The sequence below is a fragment of the Halomonas sp. H10-59 genome (genome assembly GCF_040070555.1).
In the GTDB taxonomy this organism is placed as follows: Bacteria; Pseudomonadota; Gammaproteobacteria; order Pseudomonadales; family Halomonadaceae; genus Halomonas; species Halomonas litopenaei.
In genome coordinates, this window is the sequence record NZ_CP098828.1 from 1,832,559 (window position 1) to 1,851,469 (window position 18,911).

At 64.6% G+C, this 18,911-nt stretch carries 3 protein-coding genes; 1 reads left to right on the forward strand and 2 read right to left on the reverse strand.

The features are described 5' to 3' along the window. Positions 1-70: 70 nt before the first annotated feature. Positions 71-1,387: an HlyD family type I secretion periplasmic adaptor subunit gene (locus NFG57_RS08210; protein ID WP_253556070.1), complete on the reverse strand. Its 1,317-nt coding sequence runs from the start codon at positions 1,385-1,387 to the stop codon at positions 71-73. Then, positions 1,384-3,156 (reverse strand): type I secretion system permease/ATPase, encoded by a 1,773-nt coding sequence (locus tag NFG57_RS08215; protein ID WP_348815874.1) that lies wholly within the window; start codon positions 3,154-3,156, stop codon positions 1,384-1,386. Before NFG57_RS08215 ends, NFG57_RS08210 begins: the two co-directional genes overlap by 4 nt. 759 nt (positions 3,157-3,915) lie before the next feature. On the opposite strand from NFG57_RS08215, the gene NFG57_RS08220 reads away from it, so the two are divergent. Beyond that, the gene (locus NFG57_RS08220) at positions 3,916-18,654 is read left to right on the forward strand and encodes a carbohydrate-binding protein (RefSeq protein WP_348815875.1); all 14,739 of its coding nucleotides are present in this window, start codon (positions 3,916-3,918) and stop codon (positions 18,652-18,654) included. Positions 18,655-18,911: the final 257 nt, after the last annotated feature.

The following is an 18,911-nucleotide window of genomic DNA, read 5'->3' on the forward strand; positions in this document are numbered from 1 at the left end:
CCGATGTGCAAGTGGCTTGGCCACTTGTGGCGCCAAGCGCCAGCCACCAGTGACGCTTGCTTCCGCTTCGTTATTCCTCCCGCATTGCCCGGGCGAGCATGTCCACGATCGGCTTGGCGACGTAGCTGGCGAAGCTTCTTTCGCTGGTGCGGATCATCACCTCTGCCGGCATGCCGGCCATCAGCCGCATATTCTCGGTCATATCCTTCTCGCCGAGTTCGGTGACCTGGATGCGTACCTTGTAGTAGCGCTGGCGCGTCGCCTCGTCCTCGAAACTGTTGGCGCTGACGTGGACGACCTCACCGTCGATGACGTTGGACAGCCGCTGGTTGAAGGCGCTGAAGCGGATTTCCGCCGGTTGGCCAAGGTACAGATGGTCGACGTCGTGGTTGGCCACCTTGGCCTCGACGATAAAGCCGTCGCCAATGGGCACCAGGTCCATCAGCGGGTCGCCGCCGCGCACCACCGCGCCCAGGGTATGCACCTTGAGCCCGACCACGGTGCCCGCTACCGGGGCGGTGATCTCGGTGCGCTTCAAGGTATCGTTCAACGCCACCAGGCGTTCTTCAGCGTCGGCCACCTCGGCCTGCACCTGGCGCAGCGCCTCGCCGACCTGCTGCTGAAACTCCTGCAGGCGAATCTGCTTGTTCAGGGTGTTCTCGCTGATCTGGGCCCTGAGCCTGGCCACCTCGGAGACGTGACGAGCGTTGTCGCTCTGGTACTCCAGGCTCTCGCGCTCCATCTCGCGCATGCGCTGGCTGCTGATCAAGCCATCACGAAACAGCTTGCGGTGGTTGGCGACATCGCCGTTGAGGGAGTCGATTCGTCGCTGGGTGATGACCTGGGTCTCCTCGAGGCCGGTGATCTGCTCCTCGAGCTGGAGGATCTGCTGGTCGAGCGCCGCCAGGGTGCCCTCCAGCGAGTCGCGGCGTACCTCGAACAGCCGTCGTTGAACCTCCAGCACCGCCTGTACCCGGGCGTTGTCCGAATCGATCAGGGCCTGGGGGAAGACCAGCGTTTCGGCGCCGGACTGTTCGGCCAGCAGGCGTACTTCGCTGGCGCGGGCGATCAGGTACTCGGTCTCGACGATACGACTCTGGGCCATCGCCTGGGTGTCATCCAGGGTGATCAACGGTGCTCCGGCCTCGACCTGGCTACCATCCTCGACGTGGATCTGCTCGACGATGCCACCCTCGAGATGCTGCACCGTCTTGGTGAAGCTCTCTACCGACACCGAGCCTGGAGCCACCACCGAGACCGCCAGGCTGGCCATTACCGACCAGCTGCCGAAGCCGCCGAAGGCGACCAGCAGGATGATCAGGCCCATGCGCCGATAGCGAGTGTCCTGCAGCGGCAGGTCGTCCTGGGAAGGGGAGGGGCTGTTCATGATGAGGTCTCCTCACCGCCGCTGCGGCGGTTGACGGGGGAGCGCCCCCGGGCGCTGGGGTGCAGTGTGGTGACGCCGGGCGAGCGCCGTCCAGCGGTGGCCACGGCGGCCGCCGGCGTATTGCGGCGGGGCGGCGTCAGCGAGGCGATCTGGCCGTCCTTGAGCACCAGGATACGATCGACGTTGCTCAGCAGGCGTTGGCGATGGGTGATCACCAGCGCGGTGGTGCCCTGCTGGCGCAGTTGGAGCAGGCACTCGGCCAGGGCGGCCTCACCGGCATCGTCCAGATTGGCGTCGGGTTCATCCAGCACGATCAGCGCGGGGTCGCCGTAGAGCGCTCGGGCCAGGCCGATACGCTGGCGCTGACCGGCGGACAGCGCGGTGCCGCCGTGATCCAGATAGGTGTCATAGCCTTCGGGCAGCTTCAGCACCAGTTCATGCACGCCGGCACGGCGGGCGGCACGCACGACCTGCTCGGGGTCGACCTCCTGGAAGCGGGCGATGTTCTCGGCCACGCTGCCGTCGAACAGCTCGATGTCCTGGGGCAGATAGCCGAGGTAGGGGCCCAGCGCGGTGCGATCCCACTTGTTGATATCGGCGCCATCCAGGCGCACACAGCCAAGCTGAGCCGGCCATAGCCCGAGCACCACCCGGGCAAGGCTCGACTTGCCCGAGGCGCTGGGGCCGACCACGGCCAGGTGTTCGCCCTTGGCAAGCTTCAGGTCGATGTTGGTCAGGGTCGGCAGGCGCACGCCGGGAGGCGCGGCGCTGACGCCTTCCAGGCTGAGCTGACCGCGGGGCCGGGGCAGCGGCATGGTCGGCGGATCGGCGGGCACCTCGTCGAGCAACGCCTCGAGTCGTCCCTTGGCCGTGCGTGCCCCGGAAAAGCCCTTCCAGCCGTTGATCATCTGGTCGATGGGGGCGAGGGCGCGGCCCATCAGGATCGAACCGGCGATCATCATGCCAGGGGTCAGCTCGCCCCTGAGCACCAGAAAGGCACCGATGCCCAGGATCAGCGACTGGAACATCAGCCGCAGCACCTTGGAGGTATTGGTCAGCAGGCCCGAGCGATCGCTGGCCTGGGATTGCAGCACCAGGTATTCACGATGGCGCGCCGCCCAGCGGCCCTGGATGCCGGGCAGCATGCCCATGGCGTGCAGCACCTCGGCGTTGCGCAGGTTGCTGTTGGCCAGGTCCTGGGACTGCACGTGGCGACCGTTGGCCTCGGTCAGCAGTTGCTTGGTCATACGCTCGTTGATGACCGCGATGGTGGCCAGGATCACGCCAGCGCCCAGGGCAAACAGCCCAAACCACGGATGAAAGAGTGCCAGCACCCCGATGTAGACCGGTACCCAGGGCGCATCGAAGAAGGCAAACAGGCCGTTGCCGGAGAGGAACTGACGCAGGCTGGTCAGGTCGTTGAGCGGTTGGGCGGAGGGCTTGCCGGGACTCGCCAGGGTGCGCTTGAACATGGCGCTGTAGAGCCGGGGACTGATCAGCGCATCGAGGCGATTGCCGACCCGGACCAGGATGCGTGAGCGCATCAGCTCGAGCCCACCCATCACCAGAAACAGGAACACCACCACCAGCGTCAGCATCCACAGGGTTTCCTGGCTGCGGGTGGTCAGCACCCGGTCATACACCTGCAGCATATAGAGTGGCGGCACCAGCATCAGCAGGTTGATGAACAGGCTGAACAGGGCCACATAGCCAAAGCTGCGCCGGCAGAAGGCCAGCACCTTGCGCAGATCGTTGTGTTCCGCAGACATCTTCCCTCTCCCCCTGGACGTTACGTCATTTTTCTTGTTTGGCGAACATTGCGCCGTTTTTTTGAAAATCGGTTGGGCCATTTGCCTATAGATGGTGAATGTCGTGGGTCAACGCGGGCGTCGAATGACTAAAGATGTTATGCGGATTTTTCTACCTTGCAACTACTTTTCAGGGGCTTTTGCCTAGTTATTCTTTGGATTTTATTCCCCAGTTATCTGCGGGCTGTATCTCTGATTTTTTAATAGTGGAAATCTGAATATATATCCGATGTTGGCATAATAAAAGTCTCATATTGGAGTGTTGTTACGCTGGACTTCAAGGTGCCTTGTTTTTGGTTTTGGGGTGGTGGGTATACTGCACGCGTAAAGGTTAATAATTTAATAAAACGATTAAAAACAACTAGATATAGTACCGTTGATGAGGGTTTTTCTACCGTTTATTTCGCATGGTTAGCGCTGTCAAAAAAATCTTGATGTACCTCCGTCGGGTTATAGAATCAGAGAGAGCCATCTCTTTCTGGCTGCCGGTTCGTTTGTTGTCTCAGCGGAAGTTGGGGATTCGTCTGGGCGGACTGTAAAGCGGCGAGAGAGATCTTCGAAGAAAGTCGATGGGTTCTTGTTGGTAGTTGGTGGCAATCACTATCCAAAATAATCGTCAGGGGGCAGGCCATGTTTTCCATGTCATTTGTGAGCCGTGGGCAAAAGTCATTTCAAAAGCGTCTGGCAGATAAGGCGGAATTTCGGACAAAAGATTTCGAGATGCATGATCTGGTGGTCGCACCGCATCCTGGCCAATGGCGGGACGCGGTCGAAGCCGTGCGGATGACCTGGAAGGATGCCGCCGGCGCACAAAGCGTCTTCGAGCGTTTCGAACGGCCCTTTGTGTTTGACCATCTGCCGACGCCGCAACCGGGCAAGCTGGCCATGGTGATCGATGCCCTCGATGGGCAAGGGCAGGCTCTGGGCGGACTTCGTGCCGCCTTCGATGTGCTTATCGAGGACGCCGAGGCTGCCAGTGACGAAGAAGTCGCAGGCCCGAGTGGCCAGGTGGAAGCGGGGCAGGACGGTGAAGGTCTGGAAGCATCGGAACAAGCGTCTGGTGATCAGGGTATCCCGGCAGATGCAGCGCCGGCGTCGGCACCAGGCGCGCCTGCTGCGTCCGATAGCACAGCGCCTTTGGCAACCCCAGCATCAAGCTCGGCAGCAACCCCAGCAGCGCTTTCTACCACCCCAGCCGCAGCGCTTTCAGCCACCCCTTCAGCCACCCCCTCAATAGTGGCCGCGGCCGCACCGATCGGCTTTTCGCTGCGTATCCAGGCCGAGGACGATGACGCCAGCGACGGCGCCTCGGCCAGTATTGCCGGCGATACCGGAATCGCCGTGGTCAGTGATCCGGCTAACCCTGACGCCGCCGACGCCGAGGGCAACGCCTACGTGGACTACGGCAACGGCGTGGCCGGTGGCGAGAGCCTGACCTTCACCTTCGAGGCGCCGGAGGCCGGTGAATACGACCTGGTGCTGCGCTACGCCATGGGCGACGGCAACCGTCCACTGCGACTGGACGTCAATGGCGAGCTGTTCGACCGCATGTTCGACCTGCCCGCCACCGGCGATGATTTCACCAACTTCGAGCTGACCCAGCCGGTACGGGTGACCCTGGCCCAGGGCACCAACACCATTACGCTGACCTCCAACGGGGCCAGCGGGCCTAACATCGACTATCTGGAAATCACCGCCCCGGACCCCGATCGCTACGTGGTGCAAGGCGAGGACATGCTGCTGTCGCCCGCCGAGGACGTGAACGACAGCGGCACCAACCGGGTGGCGACGCTCGACAGCATCGCTGACTTCACCAACGGCAACGAGACCTTCCGGGTCGGCGCCGAAGGCGCAGGCTACCTGGACTGGGCGTTCGACAATGCCAATGCCACCGCTGACTTCACCCTGGACGTGGCCACCGCCGGCACCTACACGGTAAGCGTCACCTACGCTACCTCCAGCCCCCGTCCGCTGGACCTGATACTGGTGGACGGCGCGACCACCACCACCCTGGGCACCTTTGCCTTCGCGACAACCACGGCGCCGGACTACTACCCCGACGATGTCGAGTCCGACCTCGACGCTGCCAACCGGCCCAATCAGAGCAGCCAGTGGGAAGGCTGGACCGTCGAGACCCTGGAGGTCGACCTGGCTGCCGGTTCCAATACCCTGCGTCTGGGCGGCGGCTATACCAATGGCCCCAATATCGACAAGATCGAGCTGGCCCTGGTCAGCGCTGCGGCAACCAATCCAGTGATCGACCCGCTGGTGGTGCAGGCCGAGGACGCCGAGCTCGGCGTCGACAACGGTGCCGCCACCCTGGTGCGCGACGCCGAGAACCCCGAGAGTGGCGGCTTTGTCGGGCTGCGCCCGGACTACTCCGGCACCGGCTATGTGGACTTCGGCAGCGCACCCGGTGACAGCCTGACGTTCACCGTCAACGTGGCCGAGGCGGGTGACTACGACCTGAACTTCCGCTACGCCAGCAACGGGGCGCGCCCGCTGGATCTGTCGATCAACGGGGGAGACGCCTCGACCCAGGCCTTTGCCACCACCGATCCCAACGCCAGCAATGTCGATCCCGAGGGCTTCGATGTCTGGGGTTATCAGACCCTGACGGCGAGTCTGCAGGCCGGCGACAACACCATCACCCTGGCGATCCCGGCTGGCCGCAACAATGGACCCAACGTCGATCGTCTCGAGGTCACCACGGCGGGTACCGGTCCGGTCGGCGATGTCGAGGGCGACGAAGGTGACGACCTGTCGTTCGGCGCCGCTTCCGCCCTGATCAATGCCGACGCCGCTGCCTCGGCGGGTTTCAACGTAACGGGGCTGGATGATGACATCGTCTTCGTCGGCGTCAGCTTCGATGGCGGCGTCAACGTCGAGGAGGTCACCCCGGACGCCAACGGTGACTTCAGCCTCGACCTGTCCGGCCAGGCCGATGGGCCGCTGGCGGCCAGCCTGATCGCGATGGATGCCTTCGGCAACCGTGCGACTCGCGAGCTGTCATTGACGCTGGATACCACCGCCGACGAGGGTGCTGACCTGGCGCTCAGCGGCCCGGTCGATCCGGTAGCCGCGGATGACAGCGACGCTGTCACCTTCAACCTGGCGGGGATGGACACCGACGCCGATGTCGTCGAGGTAAGCTTCGACGGCGGCACCACCCGCACCCCGGTGGGTGTCGATGGCGGCAGCTTCCAGCTGGACCTGTCCGGCCAGGACGCCGGCACCCTGGACGTCACCCTTTACGTCACCGACGCCGCCGGCAACGAAGCCAGCACCAGCACCCAGGTCACCCTGGAAGCCGACGATGCCCCGCTGACGGTGGACTTCTCGGCGGGGGCGATCTCGTCCTACGGCGGCAACCAGGACAACCCGTCCCAGGGCACCGGTGCGGCGGTGGAAGACGCCGGCGCGACGCTCGCCCTGACCGACAACGTGTGGAAGCGGGTGGCCCTGGGCGAAAGTTACGAGATCACCGCCGACACCCGCCTGATGCTCGAACTCAGCGCCTCTGACACCCCGGTGTCGGAGATCATCGCGATCGGCTTTGACCTCGACGACAACCCCTTCAACGGTGGCAACAGCGCCTACCAGCTGGCCGGCACCCAGAGCCAGGGTGGTTTTGTCGACCTGCGTGGCCAGGGCGTCGATGACGACGGTGATGGCGTCGTCAGCTTTACCATCGATCTGTCGGCCCACGCGGGCACCACCATCGATTCGCTGGTGTTCGTCAACGACGACGACCTGGGCGCCAAGGGCAGCGCGCGCTTCTCCAACGTGACCCTGAGCGAGGCCACCACCGGCGACGTCAATCAGGCGCCGCAGGTGGTCGGTGGTGGCGTCGCCGACCTTGCCCTCGATGAAGGTTCCACCCTCGAGGTCGATCTGGCCTTCGAGGACCCCGACGGCGACGACCTGAGCTACCGCTTCGAGGTGGCCGACGCCGATGGTGCGCCTGTCGACGCCGCTGGTCTTGCCATCGACGGCAGCGTGCTGAGCGGCAGCCTGGATGGGCTGGAGCCCGGTGATTATACCGTTACCTTGTTTGCCGATGACGGTCAGATCGAGACCTCCGACAGCTTTGTGCTGACCATCGACAACGTCAACGACGCCCCGGTGGCGGAACCGGCGGCGCTGGAGCCGTTCTTCGGTGAAGTCGGCGAGGCCTTCGGTCAGGTGGCGATCGCCGACTTCGCGCCGCTGTTCTCCGACCCCGACGGTGACGACCTGACCCTGACGGTCGAAGACTTGCCGGCAGGACTCGAGGTGGTCAATGGCGTGATCCAGGGCACGCCCTCCCAGGGCGGCAACTTCAGCGTGACCCTGCGCGCCACCGATCCCGGCGGTCTGTCGGCGACCCAGGTGCTGGAGTTCCAGATCGAGGGCACCGATATCGGTGACGTCGTGACCATCGAGGCCGAGGCCTTTACCGACCTGGACGCCGACAACGTCATCGCCACCGGTAACGCCAGTGCCTCGGGCAATGAGCTGATCCGGGTGACCAGCAACGCGCCCGCCACCGTGGGAACCGAGCTTGCCGCCGCAGGCGTCGAGCCGGGCTGGTATCGCGTTACCCTGTACGTCTTCGACGAGACCGACGGTGAGGGTGAACTGACCCTGTCCATCGACGGCAATGCCCTCGAGGCGCGCAATCTGTCGAGCGACAGCCTGACCTCCGACGTCGTATTGAGCGACGACTTCGGCACCCTGGTGGGTAGTGGTGGCCGGGGCAACGCCGGTCAGAGCGGCAACCGCAAGGAGATCGTGTTCGAGACGCCGGTGGAGATTACCGCCGATTCGCTGCTGTCGCTGGAGCTTAGAGGCGAGGGCGGCGAGCTGATGCGCATCGACTCGCTGGACCTCCTGCGCATCGAGGAGCCGGTCAACAACGCCCCGACGATTGACGGACTCGACGACAGCGTCAGTGTCGATGAAAACACCAGTGCCGTGGCGACCCTGACACTGGACGACCTGGACGGTGACGCCCTGACGGTGACCCTCGAGGGAGCCGATGCCGCGCTGTTCAGCTTCGACGCCAATACCGGCGTATTGAGCTTCGTCAATGCCCCGGACGCCGAGCTCGCCGCTGACGCCAACGAAGACGGCGTCTATGAGCTGACGGTCATCGTCAGCGACGGCGAAGACAGCGTGTCCCAGGCGACCCTGGTCACGGTCAACGATGTCAACGAGAGTCTCTCGATCGGTGCAACCGCACTTGCCATCGACGAGAACCTGACCGAGATCGGGTCCATCTCGGTGCTCGATGAGGACGGTCAGCCGGCCACCCTGACGGCGCCGGTGTTTGCCATCACCGGTGGTGTCGACGCGCCGCTGTTCACCATCGACCCTGATACCGGAGCGCTGGCCTTCACCTCGGCGCGTGACTTCGAGCTGGCGGCGGACGCCAACGAAGACAACGTCTACGAGGTCGAGGTCAGCGTCAGCGACGGTGATCTTTCCACCACCGAGCTGGTGTCTGTCACCGTCAACGACGTCGACGAGGCGCCTTTCTCGCCCTTGAGCCTGCAGGCCGAGGACGGTGTGGTCGAGAGCTTCGATACCGACCCCAACAACACCGACACCCAGGTCCGCGACCCGGACAACCCCGAGGCGAACCAGCCCACCGGACTGCGTCCGGGCTTCAGTGGCACTGGCTATCTGGACTTCGGTGACACCCCGGGAGACAACGTCCGCTGGCAGATCGACGTGGCCCAGGCCGGCCAGTACGACATCAGCGTGCGCTACGCCACCAATACCGATCGTCCACTGGATCTGGTGATCAATGGCGGTGATCCGCTCGCCCTGGCCATGGTCAGTACCGACCCGGACGGCACCGGGCCTGAGGAAGGCTTCGACCACTGGCTGTTCGAGACCGTCACCGTGACCCTGGAGGCGGGCAGCAATACCATCGCCCTGGCGATCCCGGCAGGTGCCAATACCGGTCCCAACATCGATCGCATCGAGGTGACCGAGGGCGGCAGCGGCCCGATTGCGGAAGACGTCAGCGCTGACGAGGATGGCGATCTCGCCATCGTCGCCGACGACGATACCCTCGACGCCAGCCAGCTGGCGGCGGCGGTGTTCAATGTCTCGGGTGTCGATGACGACGTTACCACCGTCGAGGTGTCCTTCGACGGTGGCGCGACCCGCACCGAGGTGACGCCGGATGCCTCGGGCAACATTACCCTGGACCTGAGCGGCCAGCTCGACGACCAGAGCGGTGATCTCACCGTCACGCTGTTTGTCACCGACGCCGCCGGCAACGAGGCCAGCGCCACCGAAGTGGTCAGCTTCGAGGACGACGACGTGGTGGTGGCGCCGATCACCCTGCAGGGCGAAGACGCCGACATCGTCGACGTGGGCGGTACCGCCCAGGGCGAGGTCACCCGGCCGGTGGATGCGGACAATCCCGACGACTTCGGCAATCATCGTCCCGGCGCGGTGGGTGACGCCTACCTGGACTTCGGCTCCAACCCCGGCGACCAGATCACCTTCAACGTCAACGCGGTGGAGGCCGGCAGCTACACCGCCACCGTGCGTTATGCCAATGGAGGTGATGCCCCGCGGCCGCTGGATCTGACCGTCAACGGCGATGATCAGGGCCAGCTCGGCTTCCCCAACGCCACCGGCGCGGACGCCTGGAACGAGTGGCAGACCCTGGAAGTCGAGGTAGAGCTGGTCGAGGGCGCCAACACCTTCACCCTGACCATGCCCGCGGGCGCCACCGGCGGTCCCAACATCGACCAGGTGGTGTTCGACTTCAACGAGGCCGACGTCGGCACCCCGGCGTTCAACTTCGCCATCGAGGGTGAGGCGCTGACCATCGTCGACGCCGACGGCGACACCCAGGTGCGCGACGCCGACAATCCGGAAACCAACACCGCAGCCGGCCCCGACGGTCTATGGAATGGCTTCTCCGGTAGCGGTTACCTGGACATGGGCGCCGACGCCGGTGACGCCGCCGAGTTTCAGGTGAGCGTCGATGAGGCCGGCACCTACACCCTGGAGGTGCGTTATACCAACGCCGGCACCAACGGCGCCGACCGTCCCATGGATATCCTGGTCGACGGCCAGAGCCAGGGCAGCCTGGCCTTTGCCTCCACCGGAACCGACGCGGCCGGCTGGGAGAACTGGACCACCACCACCATCGAGGTGGAGCTTGAGGCCGGCGACAACACCATTCGTCTGGCCAATATCGGCAACGCTGGCCCCAACATCGACAGCCTGACGGTGAGTCGTGACGGGGTGGCACCGGATCGTCCGGTGGAGCCGGGCGATCGCTTCTCGGTCAAGATCAACTTCCAGCCCGAGGGCACCGCGGTGCCGGATGGCTACATCGCCGACAACGGCAAGGCCTTTGGCACCCAGTCGGTCACCGTCGACGGCCAGACCTACCAGTACGGCTGGGTCACCGAGGAGTCGATCTACGATGGCGATCCCGGCACCGAGCCGCTGGACATCAGTTCGCTGACCAGCGTCGCGGTCAATGATCGCACCGATGACATCGCCGGCCTCGACCCGCGTCAGGGAACCTACGCCCACTTCGACCAGCCGGGACCCAACTATGTGCGGGCCGGCTGGGAGATCGAGCTGGAAGACGGCTTCTACGAGGTCACCATCTCCATCGGTGATACCAGTGGGCCCTACGACAGCAACAACGTGCTCCATGCCGAGGGCGAGCTGTTCAACGACCCCTTCACCCCGTTCCGCCCGGATGACTTCCCGGCCGACACCAACCCGTCCAACGACACCGACGGCGTGCGCTCTGACCTGGTCACCCGCATCGTCCAGGTCACCGACGGTCGTCTGACCCTGGATTCGATGGGGCTCAACAATGAGAACACCGAGATCCAGTACATCGAGATTCAGGCCCTGCCGGACCTGACCCCTGGGGACGATCGCGACGCCGCCGAAGACTACGCCTTCTTCACCGACGCCCGGGCGATCGCCGGGGTCGGCCAGAACGAGGTGGAGGTGGATCTCGATCCGGATGACGGTGCCATTCCCACCGGGGTCGATCCGACCTCCGACATCTTTGTCGGCATCTCGGTGGTGGACGGACGTGGTGGAGCCCTGCTCGAAAGCCTCGGCGACGGCTCGATTCGGTTGTTCGAGACCGTTACCGGCCAGGAAGTCAGCTTCAACGCCAACACCACCGGCGGCTTCGATTCGCTGACCATCTCGCCGAGCCAGACCCTCAAGCCATTTACCAGCTACACCCTGGTGATCGACGGCTTCCAGGACCGTGGCCCCAACGACGATGCGAGCGCGCCGACCCGCGAGTTCCAGAAGTACACCAACACCTTCGTCACCGGCGCCGAGCCGGAGGTGGTCGCGCGCGACGTGGCCTTCAACGACGTGGTGGAACTCAACGGCGCCGCCGACGGAGCCTTCGGCTTCACCTCGCTGGAGATGAGCCCGGATGGCGCCTACATGTACATCGCCACCATCAGCGGTGAACTGTTGCGCTACGATGTCGACCCGGTCGACGGTTCGCTGTCCAATCGCCAGGATCTGAGTCTGCCCAACGACTATTTCGACCAGCCGGGACAGAGTCAGCAGCGCGGCATCATCGGTCTGGTGGTGGACCCCACCGATCCCAATGTGCTGTGGATCACAGACAACTATCCGATCCCGCTGACCGGACGCGACAACGGTGTGCCGGACTTCAGCGGACGGATCACCAAGATCACCCTGGACGATGGACCCGGCTTCTCCGGTACCGCCGAGGCCTATATCACCGGCTTGCCGCGCTCCAACGGCGACCACGTGACCAACAGCCTCGAGTTCCGCGAGAACCCGGACTACGACCCGGACACCAACCCGGACGTGCCGAGCCATCTGCTGTATCTGATCCAGGGCTCGAATACCGCCATGGGTGAGCCGGACAGCGCCTGGGGCAACCGTCCCGAGCGTCTTCTGAACGCCGCGGTGCTGGAAATCGATCCGACCCGCGACGTGTCCAATGGCCCCTTCGACGTCAGCACCGAACCGCTGCCCGACGATGGCCTGAACCGGCGCTTCGATGACCCCGATGGTCATCCCAAGGATGATCCCATCCCCATGGGCAACGGCGAGTTCCTGGTGTTCGACGATCGCGGCGTAGCCACGGTCCAGGACGCCAGTGGCAACGTGCTGGAAACCTACTACGACCCCTACGCCCCCGACGCGGTGTTGACGATCTTCGCCACCGGGGCGCGTAACGCCTACGACCTGGTGTGGCACTCCAACGGCTTCTTGTACGTGCCGACCAACGGCTCGGCGGCCGGTGGCAACGTGCCGGATGATCCCTCCACGCCGGAGAACGAGCGCTACACTGGTGTCGAGAAGCAGGATGACTACCTGTTCCGTATCGAAGAGGGCGGCTACTACGGCCACCCGAACCCGCTGCGTGACGAGTACATCCTCAACGGCGGCAACCCCACCGGTGCCAATGACCCCAACCAGGTCGACAAGTACCCGACGGGCACCAATCCCGAGGGCACCTACGACATCGCCGGGGTCTATTCGCTGGGCGAGAACCGCTCGCCCAACGGGGCGGTGGAATACACCAGCGGCGTGTTCGGCGGCAACCTACAGGGCAACGTGCTGTTCACCGAGTACTCCGGCGGTGACGACGTGCGCTCCATCACCCTGGACGCCAACGGCAATGTTATCGGCGACGATGTGCTGCGTGATCCCGACGGTAACGTCATCACCTACGTCGACCCGCTGGACATCATCGAGAACCCGGCTACCGGCCAGCTCTACCTGCTGACCCTCAACCGCGGCAACGGCCAGAGCCAGATCATTCGCCTCGACCCGGCCCCGGGTGGCACCACCGGTCCCGTCGATCCGGATCCCGATCCCGACCCCGTCGATGATCTGGTCATGGTGCTGGCCATCCAGGCCGAGGACATGACCCCGGATGACGGCACCTCGGTGGTCGTGGCCTCCGGTGCTGGCGCCGAGATCGAGATCCGCGACATCAACAATCCCGAGCCGAACCAGGCAGATCTGCCCAACGGCCTGCGCCCCGGCGCCTTCGGGGTCGATGGCAATGACGTCGACGATGACGGTGTGCCCGGCGGTTACGCCGACTTCGGTAGCACCAATGAGGACTTCATCACCTTCAGCTTCGAGCTGGACCCCGACCAGGCGGGCGACTCGGTGCTCAGGGTGCGCTACGCCAACGGCGGCAATGCCGATCGTCCTCTGGAGGTATTCGTCAACAACGTCTCGGTGGGCGTCGTATCCTTCCCGCCGCCCCAGGACCCGGCACTTGATGACGCAGACTCGCGCTGGGCCGAGTGGCTGACGGTGGATATCGATGCCGATCTGGCAGCCGGTCTCAACACGGTGCGCTTCCAGGCCACCGATAACACCGGGCCCAACATCGACCAGCTGGCGATCCTTCAGGAAGAAGGGGATGCAACGCCCGGCTTCACCCTCTACGAGGCCGAGGACGCCGCGCTCGGCGGGGCGGTAGTAGTCCCCGAGAGCCAGGACGACCGTAACGCCTCCGGTGACGGCTTCGTCGACTTTGCCGGTGCCGGGGACCAGACCATCACCTGGACGGTGAACGTGGACGAGGCGGGCAGCTACGAGATCGGCTTCCGCTACGCGCTGGCCGCGAGCAAGGCCGACCGTCCGCTGGGCCTGACCATCAACGGCAATGACCTGGGCCAGCTCAATTTCGTCGGCCAGAGCAACGACGACGAGACCGACTGGTTCTTCCAGGACGTGCTGGTCAACCTGGAAGCCGGCAGCAACACCATCGTGCTGACCGCGCCGAATGCAGTGGGCCCCAATATCGACCTGCTGCGGGTGCCGGACGACAGTGGTGACATCTTCATCCCGGTCTACGCCGATGTCTCCGATGGTGGCCGCATCGAGCTCGAGGATGGCAACAGTGCGCGTACCGTCAATGAGCTGACCGCCGACTTCTACTTCACGGTGGACAGCGACGGTCTCTATCGTCTGGACCTGGCGGCCAACGCCGGTGCCGATGACGGTGGCTCGCTGGCGCTGACCCTCAATGGGCAGACCATCGATAGCCTGGCCTATCCCGGGGTGGGTGACGCCGGCGAGCAGGGCGTCTACGTCGAGCTTCAGGCCGGCGTCGAGTACAACCTGCGCGCGGTATCCAGCGCCGATGGTGCCGATGACCTCGACTACCTCGACGTGTCGCCGCTGACCGGTAACGACAACGCCGATATCGAGGTGCAGAGCGGCGATGCTGCCTACTTCGCCAACCGCCTGCACTTCAGCTACCTGGAGAACAACAGCGCCTCGAACGACGATCGCGAGTTCAAGGACAGCGCCACGGTGACGATCTCCAATAGCGGCAGCGAGCCGCTGGAGATCCTCGAATCCGATATCGACGGGCCCTTCGTGCTGGCCGATCCGGGCGCGTTCGACGGCCTGACCCTCGCTGCCGGTGAGTCGCTCACGGTCACGGTGCTGTTCGACCGGGACGCCTATACGGCGCCGACCACCGACGCCGGGGATGGCGTGTTCGAGGGTCGCATTCGACTGGTGACCAATGACCAGGACTCGCCGGTGGCCGAGATCCACATGGCCGGCTTCTGGCAGGCTCGTGACGAGGGTGGCTGGGAACCCAACGTCAACGAGGTCTGGGAGGTGTTCGGCTTCGGCAACCAGATCGATGGTCTGGCGACCACCGGTGGCGGCCAGAACTCGGTGCTCAACGACTTCGACCTGTATCGGCCGGTCAACGACGACGAGGTGCTGTCGCGCTACTGGTCGCTGGCCGACGGCGTAAGCGAGGCCAAGATCACCCAGATCGCCGCCTACCACGGTGGTGGCGGGGCGACGCTGGGTATCCATGCGCCGGGCAACAAGAACCAGGACATCATCTTTACCAACCACCAGGGAGACAACAACCAGACGCTGTTGCCGCTGGTCAACAACGGTGACTTTGCCACCGCGACGTTCAGCCGGGATACCATCCCCGATGGCTGGGCCGGCGAAGAGGTCTTCGGCATCGAGATGGCCGGCCTTTCCACCGATCCGTCGCTCAACCCCCAGGGTGGAGGCACGCCGCCGGCGGACGCCGACGGTATCGAGCGGGGCTACACGGTGCGCATGTTCCGGGCGCTGGACGCCGACGGCAACGTGATCCCCAATACCTACCTGGGGATCATGGACTACACCGGCATCAACTACGACTACAACGACAACATGTTCGTGATCGAAGGGGTCAAGCCGGTGTCCGGTGGCTCGCTGACCGTGACCAACAACGACGGCGTGCCTTCCGACGAGCGGCTGGTGATGTCGCGCATCGAGAACCCGGTCAATGATGCCCAGGAGGTCCACGACGAGGTCACCATCACCCTGTCCAACGACGGCTTCGATGCCCTGACCATCGACGACGTCGAGGTCAGCGATACCTCGCTGTTCGAGCTGACCGAGGCGTTCAGTGCGGTGACCCTGGCGCCGGGCGAGTCGGTGGAGGTGACGGTGCGCTTTATCGCCGATGACCCCAACGACGGTTCGCTCTACGAGGCCAGCCTGATCATCAGCTCAAGCGACGCCGACGAAGCCGAGAAGGTGATAGAACTGGCCGGCATCAGCCAGAACCAGTCCGAGAGCGGCCAGGAGCCGACGGTGCAGGAGATCGTCAACGCCTTCGGCTACTCCACCGACGTGGCCCAGGGACAGATGAACCAGGGCGGCCTGGTGGAGGCCAACGGCGACGAGGTTCTGGCGCCGTACTTCCAGCGCGCCGACGGGGCCTCGCCGATCACCATCACCCAGCTGGCGGCCTACCATGGCCAGGGTGACATCGCCCGGCTGTTCATCCACGACGTCGACAGCCGCGACATCGACGAGATCATCGCCCATGACGAGGCCGACGGTCAGACCCTGCTGCCGCGTACCCTGAATGACGGCGACAACCTGGCGGTGGCGACCCTGGATCGTGACGACCCCTTCGGCTTCTATGCCGAGATCTCCGATCGTCCGGGATACATCTCCTGGTCCGATCCCGATGCCAACCTCTACGAGGACACCATCGATGCCATCGGTATCCCGGGGGCCAATCTCAACTGGGACGAGAACGACGGTCACCTGATCCGGGTGTACGTGGCCAAGGACGCCGACGGCAATGTGATCCCGAACACCTATATCGTCATCCAGGACTACGCGGGGGTGAACTACGACTACAACGACAATATCTTCCTTGTCGAGAACGTCACCACCTATGATCCGACCGGCGCCGAGGACGCCGACGGCAATGGCCGCGTGGACCTCTACGACGACGATGATGGCGACGGTACCCCGAACTTCCTCGACGATCCGACGCCGGTGGAACAGACCGCCTTCAACGACGACCAGAGCGCCTGGGCCGTCGGAGCGGACGGCCTGACCCTGGAGGCGAGGTTCTTCGACAACGGGGGTCAGGGAGTGGCCTACAACGACACCACCGACGCGCACCAGGGCGATGGCTTCCGCTCCGACGAGGCGGTGGACATCTCCAACGGTAGCCTGGCCATCGGCTATGTGGCCGACGGCGAGTGGCTGGAGTACACCCTGAACGTGGAGACGGCGGGCACCTATACGCTGAACTTCTCCACCTCGGCGGTCTCAGGTGGCAAGTCGATCACCGCGGCCTTCGAGCAGGATGGCAGCTTCTACACCGATGCCCAGACGCAGGCGTTGCCCAACACCGGCAGCTTCACCAGCTTCACCGAGGTGGGTCCCCTGACCTTCGATCTGGAAGAGGGTGAGCAGGTGCTCAGGCTGACGTTCAACGGCGGTCAGCTCGATCTGGCATCGTTCAGCCTGGATCTGGTGGAGCCGGTGGACGACGGTCAGGACCCGTTCAACGACACCCAGACGCCGTGGCTTGTGGACGCCGACGGTCTGACCCTGGAGGCGCGGTTGTTCGATAGCGGCGGTCAGGGGGTGTCGTACAACGACTCCACCGCGGCGCATCAGGGCAATGGCTTCCGCTCGGACGAGGCGGTGGACATCTCCACGCCGTCACTGGCCATCGGCTACATCACCGAAGGCGAGTGGGTCGAGTACACCATCAACGTGGCCGAGGACGGGCTCTATGATCTTGGTTTCCTGACCTCAATGGACACCAATTTCCCCGGGCCGCGCACCATCACCGCAAGCTTTGCCAAGGGCGGCGACAGCCCCTACGTGAGCGCCTCGCCGGTGGCGGTGAACGACACCGGTAGCTGGAGCAACTTCGTGCCGACCGAGACCACCCAGGTGGCGCTGGAGGCGGGCGAACAGGTGGTACGCCTGACCTTCAACGGCGGCTCCATGGATCTGGCGAGCTTTACCCTGGCGCCGGTGGGAGCGGTGGACGATGGCCAGCAGGCATTCACCGACGATGGCCAGCCCTGGCAGGTGGGCAGCGAGTTCAGCCTCGATGCGGTGAACTATGACGAGGGCGGACAGGACGTCGCCTACAACGACACCAGCGAGGCGCAGCTCGGCAGCAACGTGCGCGGCGAGGGGGTGGATCTGTCCAACGGCGGCAGCGCCATCGGCTGGATCGAGGATGGCGAATGGGTGGAGTACACCCTGAACATCGAGCAGGCGGGGACCTACGACATGGCCTTCCTGGCCTCGCTGGGTACCACCGGCGGTGGGCAGCGCTCGATTACCGCCAGCTTCACCAAGGACGACGGCACGCCCTACGCCACCGCCACGCCGGTGGGGGTCGAGCCCACCGGTGGCTGGACCAACTATGTCGAGACCGAAAGCACCCAGGTGACGCTGGAGGCCGGTGAGCAGGTGCTGCGCCTGACCTTCAACGGCGGGTCCATGGACCTTGAGGGCTTCTCGCTGTCACGGGATGGCCAGCAGGCGTTCAACGCCGGTGGTACCCCCTGGCTGGTGGACGCCGACGATGGCCTTGCGCTTGATGCGGTGCAGTTCGACGAGGGCGAGCAGGGCGAGGCCTTCAACGAGCTGAGTGCGGCGCAGTTCGGCAGCGACTTCCGCGATACCCCGGTGGATATCGTCGGCCAGGGTGAGGCCGTGGGCTGGATCGAGGATGGTGAGTGGCTCGAGTACACCATCAACGTCGAGCAGGCCGGTAGCCACACCCTGTCCTTCGTCACTTCTGGCCCCAATGGTGGACGCAGTATCACCGCCTCGGTGGAGCAGAACGGCAGTGTCTACGAGCAGGGCAGCGTCGACACACCGGTGACCAGCGACTGGGGCGTGTTCGTCGACACGGCGTCGATGACCCTGGATCTGGAGGCAGGCGTGCAGGTGCTGCGACTGACCTTCAACGGCGGTTCCCAGGACATCGCGTCCTTCGAACTGACCCGTGATCCGGACGCGGCGGCGGCCAACGCGGCCAGCGCCAGTCTGCTGCTGGCGGACGATCCGCTCGCCAGCCAGGCCGACGATGGTATCGACAGTCAGCCGATGAGCGACGATGTCGGGGTCCAGGGCGTTCAGCAGGACGACGCCGGCTTCTGAGGCTGAGGCTTGGAGAACAAGCCAAGGCGGAACAGAAAAACGAGGGAGGAAGCCATGTCAGGCCTCGGCAACGGGGTCTGACGACAAGAAAAATGGAGGAGGGAGGATGGCCGGGGGGCCACCCTCTGCTCCAGAAAGATGCAGCAGAGTCGCTGTCATGGAGTCCCGTGCCGGCAGGGAGCTGGCCCTGCGCGGACCGTCCCCCCCCTGAACCTTGGTCCGCGCAGTTCTTTTTCTTGCCATCATCGAGCCGAGTG

Bases quoted from the DNA above. Each gene is read 5' to 3' on its own strand.
- NFG57_RS08210 (WP_253556070.1), bottom strand. From the start codon at position 1,387: ATGAACAGCCCCTCCCCTTCCCAGGACGACCTGCCGCTGCAGGACACT.
- NFG57_RS08215 (WP_348815874.1), bottom strand. From the start codon at position 3,156: ATGTCTGCGGAACACAACGATCTGCGCAAGGTGCTGGCCTTCTGCCGG.
- NFG57_RS08220 (WP_348815875.1), top strand. From the start codon at position 3,916: ATGCATGATCTGGTGGTCGCACCGCATCCTGGCCAATGGCGGGACGCG.